This window comes from Streptomyces aureus, assembly GCF_000725495.1.
Classification (GTDB): domain Bacteria; phylum Actinomycetota; class Actinomycetes; order Streptomycetales; family Streptomycetaceae; genus Streptomyces; species Streptomyces aureus_B.
This window is the reverse complement of record NZ_JNZD01000001.1, coordinates 400,992-425,184: the sequence shown is the minus strand read 5'-3', so window position 1 is coordinate 425,184 and position 24,193 is coordinate 400,992. Positions and strand designations below refer to the sequence as shown.

Annotated in this window: 18 protein-coding genes and 3 tRNA genes; 6 read left to right on the top strand and 15 right to left on the bottom strand. The window is 73.7% G+C overall.

Annotated features, from left to right (window positions below; genetic code table 11):
* Positions 1–63: 63 nt before the first annotated feature.
* From IO36_RS01910 to IO36_RS01900, 3 genes are all read right to left on the bottom strand, one after another.
* Positions 64–414: an antibiotic biosynthesis monooxygenase family protein gene (locus IO36_RS01910; protein WP_037615145.1), complete on the bottom strand. Its 351-nt coding sequence runs from the start codon at positions 412–414 to the stop codon at positions 64–66.
* 132 nt (positions 415–546) lie between these two features.
* Complete coding sequence (locus tag IO36_RS01905) at positions 547–1,434, bottom strand: DUF2797 domain-containing protein (RefSeq protein ID WP_037615142.1); 888 nt, start codon at positions 1,432–1,434, stop codon at positions 547–549.
* An 83-nt stretch (positions 1,435–1,517) separates the two neighbouring features.
* Positions 1,518–2,027, bottom strand: a complete 510-nt coding sequence (locus IO36_RS01900) for a hypothetical protein (protein ID WP_037615140.1) — start codon at positions 2,025–2,027, stop codon at positions 1,518–1,520.
* 323 nt (positions 2,028–2,350) lie between these two features.
* On the opposite strand from IO36_RS01900, the gene IO36_RS48855 reads away from it, so the two are divergent.
* A complete protein-coding gene (locus tag IO36_RS48855; protein WP_037615138.1) occupies positions 2,351–3,886 on the top strand; it encodes a helix-turn-helix domain-containing protein in 1,536 nt (511 codons plus the stop codon).
* Positions 3,887–4,007: 121 nt separating this feature from the next.
* Here IO36_RS48855 and IO36_RS01890 read toward each other — a convergent pair.
* Positions 4,008–4,080, bottom strand: a tRNA-Arg gene (locus tag IO36_RS01890).
* A gap of 239 nt (positions 4,081–4,319) precedes the next feature.
* Positions 4,320–4,410: transfer RNA gene (locus tag IO36_RS01885), tRNA-Ser, on the bottom strand.
* Positions 4,411–4,567: 157 nt separating this feature from the next.
* Between IO36_RS01885 and IO36_RS01880 the strand changes: the two genes are divergently transcribed.
* A complete protein-coding gene (locus IO36_RS01880) occupies positions 4,568–5,179 on the top strand; it encodes an SSI family serine proteinase inhibitor (protein WP_078942945.1) in 612 nt (203 codons plus the stop codon).
* Positions 5,180–5,424: 245 nt separating this feature from the next.
* Positions 5,425–9,573, top strand: a complete 4,149-nt coding sequence (locus IO36_RS01875; RefSeq protein WP_037615136.1) for a hybrid sensor histidine kinase/response regulator — start codon at positions 5,425–5,427, stop codon at positions 9,571–9,573.
* A 501-nt stretch (positions 9,574–10,074) separates the two neighbouring features.
* On the opposite strand, the gene IO36_RS01870 is transcribed toward IO36_RS01875, so the two are convergent.
* The 8 genes from IO36_RS01870 to IO36_RS01835 all read right to left on the bottom strand — a co-directional run bounded on the left by IO36_RS01870 (position 10,075) and on the right by IO36_RS01835 (position 18,505).
* Entirely contained in the window at positions 10,075–11,718 is a 1,644-nt protein-coding gene (locus tag IO36_RS01870) for a long-chain fatty acid--CoA ligase (protein ID WP_078942957.1), read from the bottom strand.
* A gap of 117 nt (positions 11,719–11,835) precedes the next feature.
* The gene (locus IO36_RS01865) at positions 11,836–12,423 is read right to left on the bottom strand and encodes a SigE family RNA polymerase sigma factor (RefSeq protein WP_037615132.1); all 588 of its coding nucleotides are present in this window, start codon (positions 12,421–12,423) and stop codon (positions 11,836–11,838) included.
* A gap of 571 nt (positions 12,424–12,994) precedes the next feature.
* Positions 12,995–14,161 carry a lipid-transfer protein gene (locus IO36_RS01860; protein ID WP_037615130.1) on the bottom strand — a complete coding sequence of 389 codons (1,167 nt, stop codon included), beginning with the start codon at positions 14,159–14,161 and terminating at the stop codon, positions 12,995–12,997.
* Positions 14,158–14,586: a MaoC family dehydratase gene (locus tag IO36_RS01855; protein WP_037615128.1), complete on the bottom strand. Its 429-nt coding sequence runs from the start codon at positions 14,584–14,586 to the stop codon at positions 14,158–14,160. Before IO36_RS01855 ends, IO36_RS01860 begins: the two co-directional genes overlap by 4 nt.
* Positions 14,583–15,608, bottom strand: a complete 1,026-nt coding sequence (locus IO36_RS01850; RefSeq protein ID WP_037615126.1) for an acyl-CoA dehydrogenase family protein — start codon at positions 15,606–15,608, stop codon at positions 14,583–14,585. The genes IO36_RS01855 and IO36_RS01850 overlap by 4 nt, the downstream gene beginning before the upstream one ends.
* Before the next feature lies 1 nt (position 15,609).
* The gene (locus IO36_RS45670; protein WP_051899890.1) at positions 15,610–16,635 is read right to left on the bottom strand and encodes a bifunctional MaoC family dehydratase N-terminal/OB-fold nucleic acid binding domain-containing protein; all 1,026 of its coding nucleotides are present in this window, start codon (positions 16,633–16,635) and stop codon (positions 15,610–15,612) included.
* On the bottom strand, positions 16,632–17,807 hold the full coding sequence (locus IO36_RS01840; RefSeq protein ID WP_037615124.1) for an acyl-CoA dehydrogenase family protein: 1,176 nt from the start codon (positions 17,805–17,807) through the stop codon (positions 16,632–16,634). Before IO36_RS01840 ends, IO36_RS45670 begins: the two co-directional genes overlap by 4 nt.
* A gap of 389 nt (positions 17,808–18,196) precedes the next feature.
* The gene (locus IO36_RS01835; protein WP_037615122.1) at positions 18,197–18,505 is read right to left on the bottom strand and encodes a hypothetical protein; all 309 of its coding nucleotides are present in this window, start codon (positions 18,503–18,505) and stop codon (positions 18,197–18,199) included.
* Positions 18,506–18,864: 359 nt separating this feature from the next.
* Between IO36_RS01835 and IO36_RS01830 the strand changes: the two genes are divergently transcribed.
* Positions 18,865–19,746: a bifunctional DNA primase/polymerase gene (locus IO36_RS01830; protein ID WP_037615120.1), complete on the top strand. Its 882-nt coding sequence runs from the start codon at positions 18,865–18,867 to the stop codon at positions 19,744–19,746.
* A 67-nt stretch (positions 19,747–19,813) separates the two neighbouring features.
* On the opposite strand, the gene IO36_RS01825 is transcribed toward IO36_RS01830, so the two are convergent.
* A tRNA-Ser gene (locus IO36_RS01825) sits at positions 19,814–19,898 on the bottom strand.
* Between the two features lie 553 nt (positions 19,899–20,451).
* Between IO36_RS01825 and IO36_RS01820 the strand changes: the two genes are divergently transcribed.
* Positions 20,452–21,345: a DUF2637 domain-containing protein gene (locus tag IO36_RS01820; protein WP_051899888.1), complete on the top strand. Its 894-nt coding sequence runs from the start codon at positions 20,452–20,454 to the stop codon at positions 21,343–21,345.
* Positions 21,346–21,509: 164 nt separating this feature from the next.
* On the opposite strand, the gene IO36_RS01815 is transcribed toward IO36_RS01820, so the two are convergent.
* Positions 21,510–23,000 (bottom strand): S1C family serine protease, encoded by a 1,491-nt coding sequence (locus IO36_RS01815; RefSeq protein ID WP_037615118.1) that lies wholly within the window; start codon positions 22,998–23,000, stop codon positions 21,510–21,512.
* A 257-nt stretch (positions 23,001–23,257) separates the two neighbouring features.
* Between IO36_RS01815 and IO36_RS01810 the strand changes: the two genes are divergently transcribed.
* Positions 23,258–24,067 (top strand): glycerophosphodiester phosphodiesterase, encoded by an 810-nt coding sequence (locus tag IO36_RS01810; RefSeq protein WP_037615117.1) that lies wholly within the window; start codon positions 23,258–23,260, stop codon positions 24,065–24,067.
* The last annotated feature ends 126 nt before the right edge of the window (positions 24,068–24,193 follow it).

The window sequence follows — 24,193 nt, the reverse complement described above, 5'->3', positions numbered from 1 at the left end:
GCGGGCGGACGCGAGCCTGTCCCGGCCGCCCCGGCGGGCGGAGGTGCGCCCTCGTCCTCCCGCTCAGTCCCCGGCACGCTCGAACCCTTGGCTCCGCTCGACCTTGGCGATGTGCAGGCTGTACCGCTCGTACCAGTCGCTGCGGCCGCGCCGCTGGGCCGTCCGGTGCTCGGCGTGCGCGCCCCACTCCTTGATCGCCGCCTCGTCCCGGAAGTACCCGACGGTGATGGCCAGTCCGCCGGGAGTCCGGGCGTGGTCCATCCCCAGATAGCCGGGGATCTCCTTCACCAGTTCTTCCATCCGGTCGGCCGTCTCGCCGTACCCGGCGTCCTCCTCCCTGCGAAGGGAGGTGAACACGGCGACGTAGTAGGGCGGCTCGTGGGCCGCGACAGGAACATCGGAATGATCGCTCATGTCCGCCACTCTCCTTCCGGTGATCCCTTGCCGTCCAGCGCCTTTCCGAACGGGATCCGAAAGGGATCGAAGTCTTGACCATCGGGGCCGGCTCCGCGGCCGCTCCCCGAGTGCACCCGCCCGGCTCCCGGGTCAGAAGAGACCGTCCTGGACACCGGGGTCCGCGGACACCTCCCGTACGGGAAAGGTGATTCCGGGGTCCCGGGCCCCGTTCGCGGCCCCGGCTCCGGTCAGCTCCCACCCCGTCATGAGCCGCGTGTCGAGGACGACGGCTCCGCGCCCGGTGAGCAGATGGAGGTCCGGGCCCGCGGCCCCGCACAGCTCTCCGCTCACCGCGCCGCCCGCGGCCAGTTCGCGCACCACCCCGCGCGTGGGCGGCAGCCCGGCGAGCCCGAACAGGCCGGTGTGGTCGACGGGCTCGAAGGGGGCGCGCGCGAGCGACTCCGGCCAGCCGTCGAGGCGCCCCGCGCGTTCGTGCAGGTCCCGGAGCTCGGCGAGGCGCTCCCCGGCCTCCGGCAGCGCCGTCCGCACGGCCCGCTTGTCGGCGTACGGAATGCGGTCCGGCACCCCGAGCGCGGCCCGCAACAGCTCCTCGGTCCGGCGCGCCGCCATCAGCGGGCCCTGTCCGAGCCAGCTGAAGGCGACGGCGCCCTGCTCCATCAACCGGGCCGACCCCCGTTCGGCCCGGGTGATACCGACCTTGACCATGCCGGGCCCGAACCACGCGAGGTACACGCGGTACGGGCGCGGGTCGTCGGCGAGCGTGTCGGCGGCCACGGAGTGCGCCCGGTCCAGCCGTGCGCACTCCTCGCACCGCGCCCCCGTACCGCGCGGCGACACGACGGCCCGCACGGGGCACGCGTTCCCCCGCGCCCCCACGCAGGTCCGCACACCCCCGTCCACGACACCGAACGCGACCCGCCGCCCCGGGACCAGCGGACTCGTCCGCCCCCCGCTCCACACGAGCACGGGTCCTTCCCCCGACCACCGCACCCCGGAACACGTCCACACCCGCCGCACACTCCGACAGTAGAGGACCCCACCGACAGGCCGTCCGGCCCGCGGCAACGTCCGGGGACGTACGGGCCCGCCACCGCCCCCGGCTACCGGGCGGCGGCGATCTTGACGATGCGGTGCTGGGGGTTCATGACGACCGAGAGCTTGACGGGGGCGCCGTGTTCCCAGGTCAGGGTGACGACCGCCTCGACGGCGTCGCCCTTGCTCCGCCCCTTCTCCGTCACCGACCAGCGGGCGGGGATGCTCTGGGCGCGCAGGACGCCGTCGGCGTGGTTGGTGCGCTCCCAGGACGCGAGCTGCCTGCCGAGCGCGGGGTCCAGGTAGTGGGAACGCAGGGCCTTCATCATCGGGGTGGCCGGGCCGGAGTCGTTCTGGGCGTCGATGTAGGCGCCGTAGAAGTCGGCGATGCCGGTCAGTCCGTCACCGGTGCGGCCGCTCACGGTCTTGGCCGGGGCGGCGGCCGCCACCGAGGCGCGCTGCGGCGCGGCGGGCTGGGAGGCGTGGGCCGAGACGCCGAGCCCGAGGCCGAGCGCGAGGCCGGCGGCGACGGCCGCGATACGACGGAGGCCGCGGGCTCCAGAGGTGTTGCCGTGCATTGCGTGTCCCTCGTTCCTGATCGGTGGACGTCGTCGTACGGACCCGCCCGGCGCCCCCGTCGGGGGTGCGTCCGGGCAGGGGTGTCCCCGTGGACGAGTCGGTGGTGTGGACGCCCCTCCGCTGAACGGGCCGGCCGGTGGGGCCGTACCGCTGGGGGGCGACACCAAGAGCATCGGCGGCCCCCGCGGACGACGGCAATCACTGCCGCCGGATCCGCAACGGTGGAACCATCCCAGGGCTGTTGACGTGCAAGGACAGAGAGTGCCTGGGATGCCGTCCCGGGACGGGACGGGACGGAAACGAGCGGGGGGGGGCACGGGCGGTGGCCGACGACGACGTGACGAGGTTCGCGGAGCTGCTGGCGCGCCTCAAGACCCGTACGGATCGCAGCTACGCGGCTCTCGCCCGGCGCCTGGACATGAACGCCTCCACGCTGCACCGCTATTGCGCGGGCGAGGCGGTGCCGCTGGACTTCGCCGTGGTGGAGCGGTTCGCCGCGCTGTGTGCGGCCTCGCGGCAGGAGCGCGTGGAGTTGCACCGGCTGTGGATCCTGGCGGTCGCGGAACGGCGCCGGTCCCGGCCGTCCGGGTCGGGGGCGCGTCGCACGCCTCCCGCCAACGATCCGGCGGTACGGACGGGCGGCAACGCGGGACCGGCAGGTGGTCCGGTGGGACCGGCAGGTGGTCCGGTGGGTCCGACGGGCGGCACGGCGGGCTCCGGCGGAACCCCTGAACCGGGGCGGACACCCGGGCCCGGCACGACGCCCGCCTCCTCGGCCTCCCCCACCCCCCTCACGGCAACACCCGCCCCGGCCACGACGTCGGCAGGGGCCACGACGACCGCACCTTCCCGGCCGGCCACACCGTCCGAACCGTCGCCGCAGAACGCCCAGTCCATGACATCCCCGTCGGAGGCACCGGCCCCGTCCCCCGCGACCGCGCACGCCACCCCGGATCCGAACTCCCCGTCCGGGCCGAGCTCCGCACCGCCCGGAGGCACCGGCGAGCCGGCCGCACGCTCCCGCGCCTGGTACCGGCGGCGTCCGGCCGTCGTGTCCGGGGTGCTCGCCACCGTGCTGCTGCTGACGGCCGCGGGGCTGTCGGCGTTCTCCGGGTTCCCGGGACTGCCCGGTCTCGGGACCTCGGGCACGCCCGGCGGCGGGGCCTCCGCGCAGGACGGACCGTCGGCGTCGCCCGCAACCACCTCCGCACAGCCGTCCTCCCCGGCCGCCCCGTTCACCTGGACCGTGAACTCCCACATGTGGACGGACGACTGCGGCCACGACTACATCATCGACAAACCCCCGCGGCAGGTCCCGCCGCCGCCGACCGCCGAGGACGCCGAGGTGTGGGCGAACGCCCAGGACGCGGTGCACGGCGGGCAGACGATCGTGCGCGTCGCGGTGCAGGGACGCACGTCCGCGGCCGTGGTCCTGGAGGACCTGCACGTCCGGGTCGTGCGCCGCTCCGCGGCCCCGAGCGGCGGAGCCTACGTCTACGACACCTCCGCGGGATGCGGCGGCGGCCTCACGCCCCGTTCCTTCGACGTGCACCTCGACAAGCGCGTCCCCATCGCCCGGGCGGTGCCGGGAAGCAGGGGCGACACGATCCTGCCGGCGCGGCGCCTGCCGTACCGGGTCTCCGTGGACGACCCGGAGGTCCTGATGGTCACGGCGGAGACGGAGCACTGCGCCTGCGACTGGTACCTCGACCTCGACTGGTCCTCACAGGGCAGGACCGGGACCATCCGGATCGACGACCACGGCCGTCCCTTCCGCACGGCCGCGACAGCCGCCCTGCCGCGCTACATCTACAACGGCACGGATCGCCGATGGGTCCGGGAGGACCCGCGCCCCTGATCCGGCTCGTCCGCCCGGCTCCGGATCCCGCCCCTCGAACCACTCACGGTTCGCGGGGCGTTGATCCGTCCCGCAACGCCGAAGGCCCCGCCGGTTCAACCGGCGGGGCCTTCGATCTGTGTGCACTCGGCAGGATTCGAACCTGCAACCTTCTGATCCGTAGTCAGATGCTCTATCCGTTAAGCTACGAGTGCTTGTTCTGTTTTTACTTCCGTCTTCGCTCCCCGGGCTTTTGCCCCGCTCGCGGCGACAGGAAGAACATTACATGACTGCCGCCGCCATGTGAAATCCATTCCCCCCACCCCTTGTGACCTGCGAAAACGTCCTTCGGGGCGGTTGCGGGCCGGCCGGGGGCGGGTGCGGACGGCGGACCCCGCGGAGTCCTGGAACGCCGAAACCCCGGTCCACTGGACCGGGGTTTCGGATCTTCGCGCGGAGGCGGAGGGATTTGAACCCTCGATGGGATGTAAGTCCCAAACCGCATTAGCAGTGCGGCGCCATAGACCGGACTAGGCGACGCCTCCCGCACAACCCCTCACGCGAGCGCGAGTGGTGCGTGCAGATGATGACACAGCCGAGCGGCCTGTCACCAATCGCCCCCCACGGTACTAGGCGAATGCACCACATCGCAAAGCCCGGACGGGTGCGCAACCAGGCGGGTCGCCCCGCGTTGAGCAGGGCATGTTGCGCCGACTGCTCCTCACCGCCGCCGTGTCCGCCACCGCCGCGCTCTCCTGGGTGCCCGGCGCCGCCGCCGGCACCTTCTTCGACGCCCCCGGTGCCACCCCGGTCGTCCCCGTCGCCCCCGTACCCGGGACGTCCGCCTCCGGGCCGGACGGCGGGTCCGCCGGACGGCCGTCGTTGTTCTCCGCCGGGACGCCGGGCGGCGCGGCGCGGGCCGCCCTCGCCGCGTACGGCCTCGCCCGGCCGGCCCTCATGCCCCCGCCGGCCCGTCCGGAGGACTCCTCCGACCGGCTGACCGTGACGGTCACCGGCGTGGGCGGCGGCGCGGACGGGACGTTCGAGCTGGTCTGCCACCCCGCCGGCGGCACCCATCCGCACCCGGCGGAGGCCTGCGACCGGCTGGACCGGATGACCACCTGGGGCAAGGACACCTTCGCCCCGGTCCCGCCGGACGCCCTGTGCACGATGGTCTACGGCGGTCCGGCCACCGCGCACGTCACCGGCACCTGGGCGGGGCGCCCCGTCGACGCCCGCTACGACCGCGCGAACGGCTGCGAGATCTCCCGCTGGAACGCCCTCGTCCCCGTGCTCCCCGCCGCCCGCCCATAGCGCAGAACCGGCGAGGACACGGCGAAGTCACGGTGATCTCACGGTGCTCTCACGGTTCCGCTCGGTGAAATGCGTGGTCACAGGTTCTCCGCCGGTTCTGCGTCTCATATGTGTGCGACCTCCCTCTCATCCGGCATCGCGAGCGCAACCTCTGCCCGTAGACTCCCTCGCGTGACACGCCGCGGGCCGGTTGGCAAGATGGCCCCCGCGGTCGGCAAGGTGCGGTAACAGGGAGGAAGCGTCTCGTGAGCAGCAGGCCATCCCGAGGCGCTGCTCGCCTCGCAGCCATACTGGACGCGCTGCCGGATGCGCTGGTCCTGGTCAACGCCAACGGGACCGTCGTCAACGCGAACACGATCGCCCTGGAGGCCTTCGAGACCCCGGGCACGGCCCTGGTCGGCCGCGGGCTGCTCGACCTCCTTCCCGAGTTCGACTCCAGGCTGATCCCCGGCTCCATGCGGCGCCCCGACTCCACCGACGAGCGCGGGCGGACCAAGCCGACCCGGATGACCGCGCGGCGCACGGACGGCTCGGAGTTCCCGGTCGAGGTCACCAGCGCGAACCTGGAGAGCGGCCAGCAGGCCTACGACAACTACGGCCCCCTGCCCGACGAGCTCCTCATGCTCGTCGTGCGCGACCTGTCGGGCACCGTCGACACCGAGGCCGAGCTCGCCCGTTCGCAGCGCCAGACCGAGATGATCCTGCGCGCCGCGGCCGAGGGAGTCGTCGGGACGGACACCGACGGACGGGTCGTCCTCGTGAACCCTGCCGCCGCCCAGATCCTCGGCTACCGGGCCAGCGATCTCGGCGGCAGGGAACTGCACACCCTGATCCTGCACTCGCGCGCGGACGGCGAGCCCTTCCCCTACGCGGAGTCGCCGCTCGCCGACACCCTGCGCTCCGGGCGCAAGCACCGGGTGCGCGGGCAGGTGCTGTGGTCGAAGTCCGGGGACCCGGTGCCCGTCGACCTGACGACCTCTCCGGTGCGCGACGGGGACCAGCTCGTCGGCGCCGTCATGACCTTCACCGACCGGCGGCCGTACGACACCCTGGTCGAGGAGAAGGAAGCCGCCGCCACCCGGCACGCCGAGGAGCTGGAACGGCTCGACGAGGAGCACACCGCCGAGCTGGAGAAGCTGCGCGAGCGGCACACCGCCGAGCTCACCGCGCTGACCGAGGGCCACGAGGAGGAACTCGCCTCCGGCGAGGAGCGGTACGCGGCGCTCGGCGAGCGCGAGAAGGACCGCTACGAGGCGCTGGCCGCCCGGCACGACCAGCTGCTCGCCGTCCTCGGCCACTCCCTGCGCGGCCCCCTCGACCAGCTGCGCGGAGAGCTCGCCAAGCTCGCCGCCGACGACGCGGGCCAGCTGTGGCCCGAGGCCAACCAGGTCCTCCACCATCTCGCGGCCGGCTACTCGCGCATCACGACGCTCGTCGACAACGTCCTCGGCTACCAGCGGCTGGACGCGGGCATCGACACGATCTTCCGTACGAACGTGATGCTGGACGCGGTGGTCGCGGCCGGTGTCGAGGGTGCCATCGACCTGATCGGGCCCGGACGCGTGCAGTTCGCCGTGCACGCGCCGCCCATCGAGGCCGAGGTCGACCCGCAGCGCCTGGCGCGCGCCCTCGCCCATCTGGTGGCGGACGTCGCGGGAGTCGACGCGACCGGCAACGCGCCGGTGTCGGCGGGCGGTTACATGGACAACACGGTCGTCGTGGCGGCCGCCCAGCGCGGCGAGGTCGTCCGCATCGAGGTGCGCGGTCCCTACGCCGGCGGCGACCCGGTGCACGAGCCGATCGTGCGCGGCATCGTGCGCGCGCACGGCGGTGTGCTCCAGACGCACGAGGTGCCGGGGATGAGCGGCAGCGCGTACGTCCTCGAGGTGCCCATCGGCGGCGGCGCGGGCGCGGTCCCGCTCGACTCCGTGACGCCCGTCGGCGCCGAGATCGCCCTGGCCGGGCCCGTCCCGCAGCAGGAGCCCGAGCAGGCACCCCAGCAGAGCGGCGGCAGGCGGCGGGCCCGGCGGGCCTCCACCGACGCCTTCCTCGAGAGCGAGGAATCGGGCGAGTCGGGTCCGCAGGCCCTCGAGGCGGCCGAGGCGACCGCTCCCACCGGACGCCGGCGCCGGCGTGCCGCCGAGGAGCAGGCCGCGGGCGAAGCGCCCGCCGCGCAGGAGCGGCCCGCCGAGGGTGCCGAGGACGGCTCCGGCGGTACCGGACGACGCCGTGGCCGCCCCAGCCCCGCCGAGGGAACGGGCGAGGCCCCGGCCCAGGGCGGGTCCGACCCGGTCTCCGAGGGCGCGGTCGTGATGGCCGGCGAGCACGGGGCGGGAACCGCCGCCGTGGGTTCCGGTCTCGGTCCGGCGGTGCCGCCGCAGGGTGTGCCGGTCCCGGTGCCCTCCGGCCGGCGCGCGCGCCGCGACGGCGAACAGAACGCGCTGCCCGCGGCACCGGCGGCGGAGCAGGGTCCCGACGAGGAGGACAACGCCGACGAGGAGGGCCGGCCGACCGGGCGGCGCCGTCGTGCGCTGGCCGCCGCGGCCGAGCGTGCCGCCGCGCAGGAGACGGGCGCCCGTACGGTGTTCGCGCTGCCGCCGGCGGAGGCGGACCGCTCCCCGGAGTACGTCCGGGCCGAGGCGCAGATGCAGGCCGCGCAGGCCCAGGCGGTCCAGGCCCAGGAGGCTCAGGACCGGGCGGCGCAGGCCCAGGCGCAGGCCGCTCAAGCCCAGGTGCAGGCGCAGGTCGCGCTGGCCCAGCAGCCCGACGGCCGCCATGACGCGATGGGGCACGACCCCGACGACGACCACACCCCGGCGCAGCCGCACCCCGTCGCCGCCCCGACGGGCCGCCGACGGGCCCGTCAGGGCACCGAAGCGGTTCCCGCGCAGGCGGGGGCGCCCGCGCAGGCACTCCCGGCACCGGGCGTTCCCGCCCAGGCCGTGCCCGCACAGCCGGTGCCTGCCCAGCCGGTGCCCGCCCAGCCCGTCCCGGCGCTCGGACAGGCCGTCCCCGCTCAGGGGCTTCCCGCGCAGGCCGTGCCGGCCGCCGGACAGCCCGTTCCCAGCGGGCTGCCCGCCGTGGCGGCCCAGCCGGGTGCCGCCCCGGCGGCGGCCCCGGCCGCCCAGCCGTGGCCCGACGCGAACACCACGGGCGCCGGTGCGCAGCCCGCGCTCCCGGCCGCCCAGGCGGCACCCTCCGCACTCCCTCCGGAGCGCCCGGCCGCGCGGGTCGCCCAGCCGCTGCCCGCCGAGGCGGCGCCCGCGTCCGCCCCGGTCGACCCCAACTCGACGCAGGGCCGTGCCATAAGTGTCCGCACGCTCGGCCAGGGCGTCCCGTTCGCCCGCCAGGTCGCCGCCGCGCAGCCGGGCTCCGGCGTCCAGGCCCCGACCCCGCCGCCGCACGGGACGAACGGCGGGGGCCGGCGCCGCAAGCTCGGCACTCCGCCCGAGCCCGCCGCCGACCGCACCGAGTCGGCCGCGCGCGCCCTTCCGGGCGCTGCCCAGGCGGGTGCCGGACCCCGGCGGCCCGGCACCACCGAGGGCGCCGGACGGTCCTACGCCATAGGAGCGCCGGACGAGAACGCGGCCGAGGGTCCCGAGCCGCTCGACGGTCCCGGCGGTGCCGTCGAGATCGCCGACCAGCCGCATCCGCGGCCCGTCGACGACGAACTGCCCCCGGAGCCGCTGGACAACCCGCGGCGGCTGCTCGTGTGGCCGGCGCCCGACGCCGGTACCCAGCAGGCGCTGAGCGACCGCGGCTACCGGCCGGTCGTCGTGAACTCGCGCGAGGAGGTGGACGCGCAGATCGCCGCGTTCCCCGCCGCGCTGTTCGTCGACCCGCTGACCGGCCCGATCACCCGCACGGCGCTCCAGTCGCTGCGCCAGGCCGCCGTCGCGGCCGAGGTTCCCGTCCTGGTGACGGCCGGACTCGGACAGGCGACGCGCGAGGCCGCGTACGGGGCCGACCCCGCCGTGCTCCTGAAGGCGCTCGCGCCGCGCGACTCCGAGCAGCACCCGCCGCGCGTCCTGCTCATCGAGGAGCACGCGGAGATCGCGCTGGCGCTGACGGCGACGCTGGAGCGGCGCGGTATGCAGGTCGCGCGCGCCTCGACGGACGAGGACGCGGTCACGCTGGCCGCACAGATGCGGCCGAACCTCGTGGTGATGGACCTGATGCAGGTGCGGCGCCGGCAGGCCGGGATCGTGGACTGGCTGCGGTCCAACGGGCAGTTGAACCGCACCCCGCTCGTCGTCTACACCGCCGCCGTGGACGCGGCCGAACTGCCGCGGCTGGCCGCGGGGGAGTCGGTGCTGTTCCTCGCGGAGCGTTCCACCAGCGACGAGGTCCAGGAACGGATCGTCGACCTGCTGGCCCGCATCGGCACCAACTAGGGCGGTACGGAGGCCCTCTGCCGGCCGGCCGGGGGAGGGCGGGGTCGGGCGACCAGCCGCAGCATCCCCGCGCGGCGCGTGTGCCTGTGCGTTTCATGTGCTCGTAGCCGGCGTGTGCCTCAGACCCCGGATCAGCCGGAGGCTAGTGCGCCAGCGCCGGGGCGTACGTGGACACACACCCCTTCGCCCGGACCGTACGCGGGCGGGTGCGCCCTTCGCCCGGACCGTACCGCGGCGTGGCCGGCGGCCGGCCTGTACCGGGCGGCGTGTGCCCAGCGGCTGTCGCGTACCGGCGGCGCGTTCCCAGAGCCCGGACCGTACCGGCGGCCGGCCTGTACCGGGCGGCGTGTGCCCAGCGGCTGTCGCGTACCGGCGGCGCGTTCCCGGGGCCCGGACCGTATGCGGCACGTGCTCGTATACCCGGACCGTGCGCCGGAGCGGGCCGGGCGGGGGAGCCTCAGGGGTTCCCCGCCCGGCCCGCGGGTGGTGTCGGCGCTCGCGTCAGAGCTTGGTCACGTCCAGGTCGCCCTCCGCGTACCGCTTGCGGATGACCTTCTTGTCGAACTTGCCGACGCTCGTCTTCGGGACGGCCTCCACGATCGACCAGCGCTCGGGGAGCTGCCACTTGGCGATCTTGCCCTCGTCGGCGAGGAAGGCGCGCAGCGACGCGAAGTCCGCGGTGGAGCCCTCCCTCAGGACGACGGTGGCCAGCGGGCGCTCGCCCCACCGCTCGTCGGGGACCGCCACGACCGCGGCCTCGGTGACGTCCGGGTGGGACATGAGGGCGTTCTCCAGGTCGACCGAGGAGATCCACTCGCCGCCCGACTTGATGACGTCCTTGGCGCGGTCGGTGAGGGTCAGGAAGCCGTCGGCGCTGATCGTGCCGACGTCCCCGGTCTTGAGCCAGCCGTCCTCGCTGAACTTGTCGGCGGGGCGCAGCGGTTCCCCGTCGCTGCCGCCGTAGTAGGCGCCGGCGATCCACGGGCCGCGGACCTCCAGCTCGCCCGCGGACTCGCCGTCCCAGGGGAGCCGCTCGCCGCCGGGGCCGGTGAGGCGGGCCTCGACGCCCGCCGGGAAGCGGCCCTGGGTCAGGCGGTAGGCGAACTCCTCCTCCGTGCCGACCACATGGGCCGGCGGGCGGGCGATCGTGCCGAGCGGGGACGTCTCGGTCATGCCCCAGGCGTGGCAGACGCGCATGCCCAGGTCGTCGAAGGCGGCCATGAGCGAGGGCGGACAGGCGGAGCCGCCGATCGTCACCTGGGTGAGGGAGGAGACGTCCCGGGGCTTGGCGGTCAGTTCGGCGAGCAGTCCCTGCCAGATCGTGGGGACGGCGGCGGCGTGCGTGGGACGCTCGCTCTCGATCATCTCGGCGAGCGGGGCGGGCTGCAGGAAGCGGTCCGGCATCAGCATGTTGATGCCCGACATGAAGGTCGCGTGCGGCAGGCCCCAGGCGTTGACGTGGAACTGCGGGACCACGACGAGGGTCGTGTCGAGGTCGGTGAGGCCCATCGACTGGGCCATGTTCACCTGCATGGAGTGCAGGTAGATCGAACGGTGGGAGTACACCACGCCCTTGGGGTCCCCGGTGGTCCCGGACGTGTAGCACATGGCCGCGGCCTGCCGCTCGTCGATCTCCGGCCAGTCGAAGACGGTCGGCTTCCCGGCGAGAAGCTCCTCGTAGTCGTGGACGCTCACCCCCGCGCCGTCGAGCAGCGAGCGGTCGCCGGGGCCGGAGACGACCACGTGCTCCAGCGTCGGCAGCTGGGGCAGGAGCGGTGCGAGCAGCGGGAGCAGGGAGCCGTTGGCGATGACGACGCGGTCGGCCGCGTGGTTGACGATGAAGACGAGCTGTTCGGCCGGGAGGCGGAGGTTCAGGGTGTGCAGCACCGCGCCCATGGAGGGGATCGCGTAGTACGCCTCGACGTGCTCGGCGTTGTTCCACATCAGGGTCGCGACCCGTTCGTCGCCGCTCACCCCGAGGTCGTCGCGCAGGGCGTGTGCCAGCTGGTGCGCGCGCTCGCCGGCCTCGCGGAAGCTGCGGCGGTGCGGTTCGCCCTCGCCCGTCCAGGTCGTGATCTGCGACTCTCCGTGCACCAGCGCCCCGTGCTCCAGAATGCGGGTCACAGTCAGCGGTACGTCCTGCATCGTGCTCAGCACGGCGTCCTCCCGGGGGCGACATTGCCTACGCGGTAGTAATGGGTTGCGCTGATTCTGCGCACATACCGCGCGGTATGTCACTAGGCCCCGGAATGATCGATCACCTCAGGCGGCCGCGGAGACCGTACGGCCGCCGTCCCGGCGGACGGGTGTCAGCTCCGGGTCCTCGCGCAGTTTGCCCAGCGCCCGGGAGACCGCGGACTTGACCGTGCCCACGGAGACCCCGAGGACCTCCGCCGTCTGGGCCTCGCTCAGGTCCTCGTAGTAGCGCAGGACGACCATCGCCCGCTGGCGTGCCGGGAGCTTCGTGATCGCCCGCCACATGGCGTCGTGCAGGGCCTGTTGTTCGGCGGGGTCGGGGGCGGGAAGCCCCTCCGGCTCCGGCAGCTCCTCGCAGACGAACTCGTCGACCTTGCGCTTGCGCCACTGCGACGTCCGGGTGTTCAGCAGGGCCCGCCGCACGTAGCCGTCCAGCGCGCGGTGGTCCTCGATCCGGTCCCACGCGACGTACGTCTTCGTCAGGGCCGTCTGCAGCAGGTCCTCGGCGTCGCTCGGGTTGGCGGTGAGCGACCGGGCGGTCCGCAGCAGCACCGGCTGCCGCGCCTTCACGTACGAGGAGAACGACGGGTACGACGGGGTCCGTGCCGCCCCGGTGGCGGCGTCCGAGGCGCTCGTGCAGACGAGTGTGGTCATGGCTCCACGCTAGGTTCGCCGCCTCCTCCGGCGGATCGGCCGCAGGTCCCGAAGCGGTGTCCGCCTCAGGTCGGAGAACGGGGGCCCGCCCCACCTCCTGAAGGTGGACACGGGACCGCACCGCCTGAGGGTTCACCCCTGAGACATGGCGGCCGGACGCGGCTCCGGTCCGGTGGGCGGGTCGGGGCCGTGCCGGTGCATCAGCCCGTCGCCGTCGGACGGAGATGTGGACGTTAGTGGCGACGGGCATCGATGTACTGGCACGTCCCCTCGCGCCGAGTCCCGGGTGGTGGGTGCGCTGTGGTTTGGGTTCAGTCCCTCACCGGCGTGACTTTCAGCCCCTCCGGCGTTTGAGGAGCGGGGTCTGGGGCGGAGCCCCAGGTACGGGAAGGGTAGGGGCGGAGGGGGCGAAAGAAACTGGGGTCGGGGCGCCCGGCGGACGGGGCTGGTCCTGGGGGTCCTGGGGGCTGGCTGGTCCTGGGGGCCGGGTGGGCCGGGAGGCCGGGTGGGCCTGGAGGCCGCCGGTGGGCACCGAGTCCCCGTGGGTGGGGGGTGATGTGTGGCGGCGCGCTCAGGCGTCGGACCCGAGGATCAGGCCCGAGGTCGGGACGCCGGTGCCCGCGGTCACCAGGACGCGGGAGGCCCCGGGTACCTGGTTCACGGACGTGCCCCGCAGCTGCCGTACCCCCTCCGCGATCCCGTTCATCCCGTGCAGGTACGCCTCCCCGAGCTGCCCCCCGTGCGTGTTCAGCGGCAGCCTCTCCTCGGCGACGAAGTCCGCGGCCTCCCCCGGCTTGCAGAAGCCGAACTCCTCCAGCTGCATCAGTACGAACGGGGTGAAGTGGTCGTAGAGGATCCCCACGTCGATGTCCGCCGGGCCCGCCCCCGACGTCCGCCACAGCTGCCGGGCCACCACGCCCATCTCCGGGAGCCCGGTCAGATCGTCCCGGTAGAAGCTCGTCATCTGCTCCTGCGCCCGGCCCGCGCCCTGGGCGGCCGCCGCGATCACCGCCGGGGGGCGCCGCAGGTCGCGTGCGCGTTCCACGGAGGTGACCACCAGCGCCTGGCCGCCGTCGGTCTCCTGGCAGCAGTCGAGCAGCCGCAGCGGCTCCACGATCCAGCGCGAGGCCGCGTGGTCGGCGAGCGTGATCGGCCTGCCGTGGAAGTACGCGGCCGGGTTGGTCGCCGCGTACTTCCGGTCCGTCACCGCGACATGGCCGAACGCCTCCGGCGTCAGTCCGTACGTGTGCAGATACCGCCGGGCCGCCATCGCCACCCAGGACGCCGGGGTGAGCAGCCCGAACGGCAGCGCCCAGCCCAGCGCCGCGCCCTCCGCCGACGGCTCCCGCCGCTGCACGCCCGAGCCGAACCTGCGGCCCGAGCGCTCGTTGAACGCCCGGTAGCAGACGACCACCTCGGCCACGCCGGTGGCGACCGCGAGCGCCGCCTGCTGGACGGTCGCGCACGCCGCACCGCCGCCGTAGTGGACCCGCGAGAAGAACGACAGCTCCCCCATCCCGGCCGCCTGCGCGACGGTGATCTCCGGGCTGGTGTCCATCGTGAACGTCACCAGACCGTCCACGTCCCCGGGTGTCAGCCCGGCGTCGTCGAGCGCGGCCCGTACCGCCTCCACCGCCAGCCGCAGCTCGCTGCGCCCCGAGTCCTTGGAGAACTCGGTGGCCCCGACGCCGGCGATCGCCGCCCGGCCGCCGAGGACGTCCCGCCCGCGCACGCTCATGCGGCACCACCCTCGGCCCGGGCGTCGGCGGCGGTGCCGGAGGGCGCCGGGACCGTCACGGTCACCGTGCCCGTCACGTGGCGGCCGATGGCGTTGGCGCCGAGGATGCGCACGGTCGCCGTGTCGCCGTCGACCTCCTCGACCGAGCCGGTCAGCACCATGGTGTCCCCGGGGTGGTTGGGGGCACCGAGGCGGATCGCCACCCGGCGCAGCACCGCTCCCGGGCCGAAGTGGTCGGTCACGTACCGTCCGACCAGGCCGTTGGTCGTCAGGATGTTCATGAAGATGTCCGGCGACCCCTTGGCCCGGGCCAGGTCCGCGTCGTGGTGCACGTCCTGGTAGTCCCGGGACGCGATCGCCCCGGCCACGATCAGCGTGCGGGTGATCTCGATCTCCAGCGGCGGCAGCACCTCGCCCACCTTCATGTCCCCACCTCCCCGTCCACGATCGACTCCCCCAGTTCCTGGAGCAGTTCGCCTCCGCCGCCCAGCTGGGCGTCCAGCTGGCGGCCCCACAGGAAGTGCCGGTGCACGGGGTGCGTGAGGTCGGCGCCCGCGCCTCCGTGCAGATGCTGGCCCGTGTGCACCACCCGCGGGCCGGCCTCGGCCGCCCACCAGGCCGCCGTCAGCGCGTGGCTCGCGTACGGCAGCCCCGCGTCGCGCCGCCAGGCCGCCTCGTACGCCGTCACCCGGATCGCCTCGGTGTCCATGTAGGCGTCGGCGGCCCGCAGTTGGACCCCCTGCCTGACCGCGAGCGGCTGCCCGAACTGCTCGCGCGTGTTCGTGTGCGCGACCGCCCGCGCCAGCGATCCCGCGCACACCCCGGCCTGGAGCCCCGCGAAAGCGGTTCGGGCCGTCGCCAGCACGTCGTCAGGGGCCCCCTCGGCGCCCACCGGCTCGCCGGGCGTCCCGTCCAGCGTCAGCCGCCCCGCCGACCAGGGCGCCGTCAGCTCGACCGGCTCGGTCCCCGCCTCCGCCGTGCGGACCAGCCGGAGCCGGCGCCGGTCGTCGGCGAGAAGGACATGGGTGGCGTCGCGCAGCCACGGCACGGCGGGCAGGACACCGGTCAGCCTCCCGGAGTCGCACCCGACGCCCGGTCCCGGCACCGCGCCGGTCACCACCACCGTCCCGTCGGCGATCCCCGGCAGCAGCCGCTCGCGCTGCTCCGGCGAACCGTGCGCCGTCAGCGCGAGCAGTCCGTACACGCAGCTCACGGCTAACGGCACCTGCGCCGTGGTGCGCCCCTGTTCCTCCAGCAGCAGGACGAGGCCGAGGAGCCCGGTGTCCGCCACCGCGGCCGGCAGCCCGGCCGCGCACAGCTCCTTCCACAGCCCGGCGTCGCTGCCGGTCCCGGCGGCGGTGAGCCGCTCGGGGGTGGAGAGGTCGCCGAAGATCCGCGCGGCCAGCTCCGCGGCGGCCGCCTGCTCCTCGGTGGGCGTGAAGTCCATGTCAGCCCTCCCCGCCCGCCCCGGTCCCGGCCGGCTCCGCCGCGTGGAACACCGGCAGTTCCAACTCCTCGTCGTAGCGGCGGAACGCGAGCCGGACCGGCATCCCGATCCGCACCTCGTCGCAGGGGACCCCCACCACGTTGCTCACGATCCGCACCCCCTCGGCGAGCTCGACCAGGGCGACGGCGTAGGGCGGGTCGAAGGCCGGGAACGGCGGATGGTGCACGACGACGTACGAGTACACGGTCCCCTCGCCGCCGGACGCGACCGTGTCCCAGTCGAGGGAGCCGCACGCGCCGCACCCCGGCAGCCACGGGAAGCGCAGCGTCCCGCAGTCCGCGCAGCGCTGGATCAGCAGATGGTGGCGCCCCACGCCCTCCCAGAAGCCCGCGTTGTCCCGGTTCACCACTGGGCGCGGACGCCTGGCCCCCGCTCCGGTGTTGCCGGTCCGGGCGGTGTCCGAGGCGCTCCCGGACACCCCGGGAGCTCGCGGACTCCTTTGCGCCGGGGCGTACTTGAGGATGCGGAACCGGTGGGTTCCGGCGAGCTCGTCGCCTGCCCTGATGTCCATCCGTGTGGTGACGAAGTACCCGGTGCCCAGCTTGGTCGTCTTGCGCCCGGACACGGACTCGATCATCGAGTCGAAGGTGATCTCGTCCCCGGGGCGCAGCGGGCGCAGATACTCCTGTTCGCAGTCGGTGGCGACGATCGAGGTGTATCCGGCGTCGTCGAGCAGGGCGAACAGCTCGTCGTAGACGGCGGAGCGGCCGGGGCGGTCGGCGTGCCCGGAGAGTCCGCTCATCGTCCACGCCTGGAGCATGGTGGGCGGGGCCACCGCGTCCGGTCCCCGGTACGCCGGGTTGGTGTCGCCCATGGCCTCGCACCAGTGGCGGATCATCGGCGCGTTGACCGGGTCCCGGCCGACCCCGCCGGTGGTGGCCGGCCGTCCCTCGTACCCCTTCAGCCGCTCCGCGAGCCCGTCCCCTTCGCCCGTACGGGAACTCTCGTCCCCTCCCCGGCCGTTCACCGCCGTCCCCGCTTCATGCCGAGCCGCATCGTCGCGACGATCTCCCGCTGCACCTCGCTCACCCCGCCCCCGAACGTGTTGATCTGCGCGGCCCTGTTCATCCGCTCCAGTGCGCCGCCGCCGAAGGCCCCCGGCGATCCGGAGCGCACCAGTGCCTCCGGTCCCACGACGTGCTGGCACAGCCGGTAGACCGCGACCGCGGACTCGGTTCCGGCGAACTTCACGCCGCTCGCGTCGCCGGGCGCCGGCCCGCCCGCCCCCACGTCCCCCACCAGCCGCCAGCCGAGCAGTCGGGAGGCCGCCAGCCGGGCGTGCGCCTCGGCGAGCGCGGACCGCACCCACGGTTCGTCCGCCCGGCGCCGCCCGGTCACCGGATCGGGGGTGCGGGCCGCCTCCAGGGCGGCGGCGTAGAAGTCCTCGGCCTGCATGCCGATCGCGGCGAGGGCGACGCGTTCGTGGTTGAGCTGGCTGGTGACGAGCCCCCAGCCGCCGTTCTCCTCGCCGACCAGGTTCCCGGCCGGGACGCGGACCCCGTCGTAGTAGGTCGCCGTGGTGGTCTGGCCGCCCACCGTCTCGATGGGGGTCCACGAGAAGCCGGGGGCGCCGGTGGGGACGAGCACGATCGAGATGCCCCTGTGTCCGGGTGCGTCCGGGTCGGTGCGGCAGGCGAGCCAGATCCATTCGGCGTTCTGGGCGTTGGAGGTGAAGATCTTCTGTCCGTCGATCCGCCAGGACTCGTTCCCGTCGTCGCCCTCCCGGACGGCCCGGGTGCGCAGGGAGGCGAGGTCCGTGCCGGCCGAGGGCTCCGAGTACCCGATGGCGAAGACGAGTTCGCCCTTCAGGATGCGCGGCAGGAAGTAGTCCTTCTGCTCCTGGCTGCCGTACCGCATGAGGGTCGGCCCGACGGTGTTCAGCGTGACCATGGAGACGGGTGCGCCGGCCCGGTAAGCCTCGTCGAAGAAGACGAACTGCTCGTCCGCCCCGCGGCCCTGCCCGCCGTACTCGGCCGGCCAGCCCAGCCCCAGCAGTCCGTCGGCGCCGATGCGGCGCAGCAGCGTCCGCCGCCGGGCGGAGTCGTCGGCGCCCGGGGGTCCGTCCGGCATCAGATCCCTGAAGTACGCGCGGAGTTCGGCGCGCAGGCGCTGCTGGCGCTCGGTGGGGGCGAGGTGCACGGCGGCGGCCCTCCCGGACCTCGTACGAACAAGGTTTTCTGACTGTCCGTCAGATACCGTGCTCTGTCAAGGTCGTGGACACCGCCCGGGTGGGCCCGGCCCTGCCGGGGCCAGCACCCTCGGGGGACCCCGGGAACGCGTCCGCGCGACGGCGCCGAAGCACCGCCGCGCGGACGCCATGAACCCCCACCCGCCCCACCCCGTCGCGTGGACGTCGCGAACCCGTCCACCCCGCCCCACCGATTCGAGCGCCCGTCCCACCGGACACCCGTCCCTCCCCGTCCCCCCGGCCGAGCGCTCGCCCCATCGAGCACTCACCCGGCGCCCGCCCCAACGGGCACCGCCCCGCCCTCCGCCCCCCGGGCCGGCGGTCGTCCGCCGGCCCGGGCTCACCAGAGCTCGGCGAAGGTCACGACCACGTTCGTGTCGCCCTGGTGGATCACCGCGGGCGCGGAGCCGTTCACCTGGGCGGTGTCGCTCCGGTTCGACACCCCCGTACCGACGGCTTGTTGTTGGGCAGCCGCGGAGTTGCCGCTGTTGTCGCGCCCCACCCCGCCGCCGGCGGTCGCCGCCCCCGCGTTCGACCCGGTGTCCGCGACGGAGCCGTCGTCGGCCGCCGCGACCCCGGAGAGCAGGGCGGCGGCCAGCGGCAGGGCCGCCACGGCGGCGAGAACGCGAGCGGTACGGATGCTTGCCATGCGAGTTCCTCCAGAACGGGATGTGCGCGCCGGCGGTGAGCCGGGATGTACGCGAAATACGGCCTGTTCCGGGGCGGTTGGCCCGCCGCCCCGGCGTCGTCCACGACGTCGCGAGTCCAGAGTTGCCCAGCGCATCCCGGCGAACCACATCGGAAGCCGCGATTCCCCCTCAAGCGTGAGGACATATCGATAAACCCCCTTCACGCGCACAAAACACCTGCTCAGGGGCGTGACGGCCACTCAACCCGGACCCCGCACCGACGACAACGCCCCGGCAGGCTCCGCCTCTCACCCGCCCGGCCCCGCCGCGAGCCGGACGAGCCCTTCCCTTTCTCGAACACCCGTACGATTATGGAGTCATGGCCACCATCGACCGGCGGGCCACCACTCTGGCCCTGGCTCACGCACTGTCCGCAGCGGAGCGCGGACTCGCGGTGATCCCGCTGTCCCGTACGAAGCTCCCGGCCCTGCGATCCCCCCACCGCGACGACCCCGACCCCCGACCGTGCCACGGCGAATGCGGCCGCTTCGGGCACGGCGTGTACGACGCCTCGACCGAGCCCCTGCGCATCCGCGAGCTCTTCGCCGCCGCCCCCTGGGCCACCGGCTACGGCATCGCCTGCGGGCTGCACCCGCACCACCTCATCGGCGTCGACCTCGACACCAAGTCCGACACCGACTCCTCGGCCGCCCTGCGCGAACTGGCCCTGCGCCATCTGTTCACGATCCCCGACACGGTCGTCGTCCTGACCCCGAGCGGCGGCCGGCATCTGTGGCTGAGCGGGCCGGCGGACGTCGTCGTCCCCAACTCGGCGAGCCGGCTCGCCCCCGGCATCGACATCCGCGGTGCCGGCGGCTACCTCGTCGGCCCCGGCTCCCGCACCGAACACGGCGTGTACGGGACGGCCCCGGGCACCTCCCGGCTCGCGCCCGCGCCCTGTCCGCCCGAACTCCTGCGGCTGCTCCTGCCCGCGCACACGTCCCGCGCCCGCCACCCCACGTCCTCCGCGGGCGAACGGCAGGGCCAGGGACTGGTCCAGTTCGTCCTCGCAGCGCACGAGGGCCAGCGCAACACCCGCCTCTTCTGGGCCGCTTGCCGCGCCTACGAGAACGGCATCGGACCCCGGCTGACGGCCCCGCTCGTCCGGGCCGCCGTCCGCACGGGCCTGACCGAACGGGAAGCCCGCTCCACGATCGCCTCGGCGGCCCGGATGACCGCCCCCTCGACCCGGCATCCTTGAGACCGCCGTAGCCCCGGACACGACGACGGCCCCCGACCGTTTCTCCCGGTCGGGGGCCGTTCATCCGCGGTGGGTGTGGGATTTGAACCCACGGTGACTCGCGCCACGACGGTTTTCAAGACCGTTCCCTTAGGCCGCTCGGGCAACCCACCCCGCTCCGCCCTGGCGGGTGGAGCGGGGTACAGAGTACCCGGCTCCGAGCCCGTCGCGGGGCACGGTCCGCACCGGGTCCACCGGCCCCGATCCGGTCCGCCGGGGCACCCGCACGGCCTGGCGGCACGGTCGCGTCAACACGCCACAATGCCTCGGCCCATGGACACGAAAAGCCGCTTTGGTGAAATATTCCGCCCTCCCGCGCTCACTCGATTGCCGCACACCTGGAGGCGGGGGAGCCGCGTTAGCGGAATATGGCGAAAGCAAGATCTCTCGCTCCGGCCGCCTCCGGAGCGACGGCGACGGGTCCGGTCCCGGACGGTGTGATGCCGGCCGGGCCTGCCGCCCGTGAGTCCGCCGCCGCACCCCCCTCGTCCGCCGTCCGGGGCGCCTCGCACCGGGGCGGCGGAGGCGGCGGACCGTGGGGGTCGACGTCACCGCCGCGCGGTCTCCGTGCGGCACCGGACACGTCTCAAGCGGCAATGGATCAGCGGTGGAACGGCCCGGGGCACCCCGGCCGCCACGGCGCTAACGTGACCTGGACGAATTTCCGTGAATGACGACTACCCGAACCTGTCCTTCGCCCGGTACGGACAGAATCCCGGATACCCGACCGCGACGGAGACCGGTCCGTACGGCTATCCCGAGGCCTCCCTGCACGAACAGGGCTGGGACCCGGTCGAGGAACTCACCTACCTCCTGCAGGACGCCGCGGCGGCGGAGCAGGACATCACCGTGCCGCCCCCGCGCAGCGAGCCCGAGTACGACGGGCCTGACCACGGCGGGCCGGACTACAACAGGCCGGAGTACAGCGAGCCGGACCACGACGATCCCGAGTACACCGGGGAGTTCGCCGGTGACCCGATGGACAACCTGGTCCGGATCACCGCCGAACTGCCGCCCATCCGGCGCTCCTCGGCCGGCCACCGCAAGGTACGGGTCCGCAATCCCCGCAACTGGCTCCAGACCGTCAGCTTCGTGATCGCCGCGGTCGCCGCCGCCACCGTGTCGATGGTGAGCGTCTTCAGCGGCATGGTGGCCTACTCGCCGCTGCAGCGCATCGCCTCCAACGCCCAGAGCGGCACGGGACCTTGGTGGCCCCTGCTCGTCTACGGGCCCTGGATGGTGGCCTCGCTCTCCATCCTGAGAGCCGCCCTGCACCGGCGCCGGGCCGTGCACTCCTGGTACGTCGTGCTGCTGTTCTCGTCGGTCGCCATGATGTTCTGCGTGGCCGACGCCCACCAGACGATCACCGGGGTCGCCACCGCCGTCGTGCCCGCCCTCGCGTCGCTGACCTGCTTCCAGCAGTTAGTCCGCCAGATCACGCTGACCCGGCCGCCCCGCCAGAGCGCGTCCCGCCATCGCCAGCGCCCCGCCCCGCCGCCGCCCCCCGAGCGCGCCGGCGGCAAGAAGAGCCCGGCGGCCGCGAAGAAACCGCGCGCCTGACCCGTCCCCGGGGGCGACGCGCGGAAGGGGTGCCCCTCGGTGAGAGGCACCCCTTCCGTATGGATCGGGTCCTGCGTCGAAGCGGTTCCGTGGAGCCGGTTCTGTGTGGAAGCGGTTCCGTGGAGCCGGTTCCGCTGGGAGCCGTTCCGTGTGGAGCGGGTCGGTCAGCTGTCGCCCTCGCGGGAGCCGAGGGTGACGTCGACCGTGTGGGTCTTGCCGTCGCGCGTGTAGGTGAGCTTGACCGTGTCGCCCGGCTTGTGGGTCCAGATCGCGCCGATGAGGGTCGGACCGCTGTCGACCGTCATGTCGTCGAGCTTGGTGATGACGTCGCCGGGCTTGAGGCCCGCCTTGGCGGCGGGACCGCCGGGCTCGACCGACGAGGAGCCGCTCGCGCCCTGCTCGGTGATCTTCGCGCCGCCCGTGCCCTCCTCCAGGGAGACCGACGCGCCGATCTTCGCGTAGACCGGCTTGCCCGTCTGGATCAGCTGCTGGGCCACGTACTTGGCCTGGTTGATCGGGATGGCGAAGCCGAGGCCGATGGAGCCGGACTGGCCGGAGCCGCCGAGACCGCCGCTGCTGGACGACTGGATCGCGGAGTTGATGCCGATCACCGCGCCCGATGCGTCGAGCAGCGGACCGCCGGAGTTGCCCGGGTTGATCGAGGCGTCCGTCTGCAGCGCGCTCATGTACGAGGACTTGCTGCTGGCGCTGCCGTCGCTGGAGGCGACCGGACGGTTCTTCGCGCTGATGATGCCCGTGGTCACCGTGTTGGACAGGCCGAAGGGCGCGCCGATGGCGATCGTGGAGTCGCCGACGGCCACCTCGTCGGAGTTGCCGAGGACGAGCGGCTTGAGGTCCGAGGGCGCGTTCTTCAGCTTGATGACCGCGACGTCGTAGCCCTGCGCGTGGCCGACCACCTCGGCGTCGTACTTCTTGCCGCTCGGGAACGTGGCGGTGAGCTTGCCGCCGTCGACGGCGTCCGCCACCACGTGGTTGTTGGTGAGGATGTGGCCCTGCTTGTCGAAGACGAAGCCGGTGCCCGTGCCGCCCTCGCCGCTGGTGCTCTGGGCCTCGATGGTGACGGTGCTCGGCAGGGCGCCGGCGGCCACGCTCGCGACCGTGCCCGAGGCGCGCTTGACCTGGCCGCTGGTGCTCGGGGCGGACACCGTCGTCGAGTCGGTGGAGTTGTCGTCGTTCTTGGCCAGCGAGTAGCCGATGCCACCGCCGACACCGCCGGCGACCAGCGCGGCCACCAGCACCGCGGCGACCAGACCGCCGCGGCCGTTCTTCGGCTTCGGCGCGGGCTCCTGGTAGGAGGAACCCCAGCCGCCGTGCCCCGAACCGCCGCCGTCGGCGTACGAAGGGGTGGCGGGCGGCGGGGGCGGCCAGCCCGCCTCGGGCGCGGAGCCCTGCGTCGGCGCCTGTCCGTAGGGGTCGGCGCCCTGCCCGGCTCCGTTCGACGCGTACGCCGGCATGCCCGCGGGCGCCGACTCGTGCTCCGGTGCGCCGGGGGTGCCGGGCACCGCGGGGATCGGAGCGGTCGGCGCGCCCCCCGCGGGCGAGGGGCCCTGCGCGGGAGCAGCGGGAGTTTCCACCGGCACGGGAGGTGCGGACGGGGCCGGGGGTACTGCGTTGCCCTCGTTCTCGGTGCTCACAGCTCTTCTCCTCGATCCACGGCTGTTGTTCTCGGTCGCACTCGGTCACGCCCACTCACACTCGAAGATGGCCCGGCGCGATTCAGCTGTGCATGTGCTTTTGTACGCCGTCAGCTTTTCCCACGAGGCGTCAGGGCACCATAAGCGGTGGCTGTGCGTCCGAGGCCATCCTTTATAACGGACTTTTATTACCAAAAGGAATGTTCTGCGACATATCTCACCTCACGCTTGTCACGCGACGGTGGCACCATGACGCGGTGACCCTCGCACGACAGCACCCGATTCAGGTCGTCGCCCACCGCGGAGCCTCCGAAGAGGCCCCCGAGCACACGCTGGCCGCGTACAAGAAGGCGATCGAGGACGGTGCGGACGCCCTCGAGTGCGATGTACGGCTGACCGCGGACGGCCATCTCGTCTGTGTTCACGACCGCCGTGTGAACCGGACGTCCAACGGCCGCGGCGCCGTCTCCGCCCTGGAGCTCGCCGACCTCGCCGCCCTCGACTTCGGCTCGTGGAAGAACCGCGACGAGTCGCCCGACTGGGAGCACGCCCCCGGGAGCCTCTCGGACACCTCCGTCCTCACCCTGGAGAAACTGCTCGAACTCGTCGCCGACGCCGGCCGCCGGGTGGAGCTGGCCATCGAGACCAAGCATCCGACGCGCTGGGCGGGCCAGGTCGAGGAACGCCTCCTGCACCTGCTGAAGCGTTTCGGCCTGGACGCCCCCGTCTCGCCCGCCGAGTCCCCGGTGCGCGTCATGAGTTTCTCGGCCCGCTCGCTGCACCGCGTCCGGGCAGCGTCCCCGACCCTGCCGACGGTCTATCTGCTCCAGTTCGTCTCCCCCCGGCTGCGGGACGGCCGGCTGCCCGCCGGTGTCCGGATCGCGGGCCCCTCGATGCGGATCGTCCGCAGCCACCCGGCTTATGTCGAGCGGCTGAAACGAGCCGGTCACCAGGTGCACGTCTGGACCGTGAACGAGCCCGAGGACGTCGATCTCTGCGTTGAGCTGGGCATCGACGCCATCATCACCAACCGGCCGCGTGCGGTCCTGCGTCAACTGGGCCGCTGACCCGGCCCTTTCCGGGCAGTCGGCGGCCTCCGGAAAGCGCCACGTCTCCCCTCGGAAACCATCGAGAACCAGCCAGTCCGTCACAGGGAGTGCACCGGCGCGTTCGTTCCGCATTCGATCGTTACG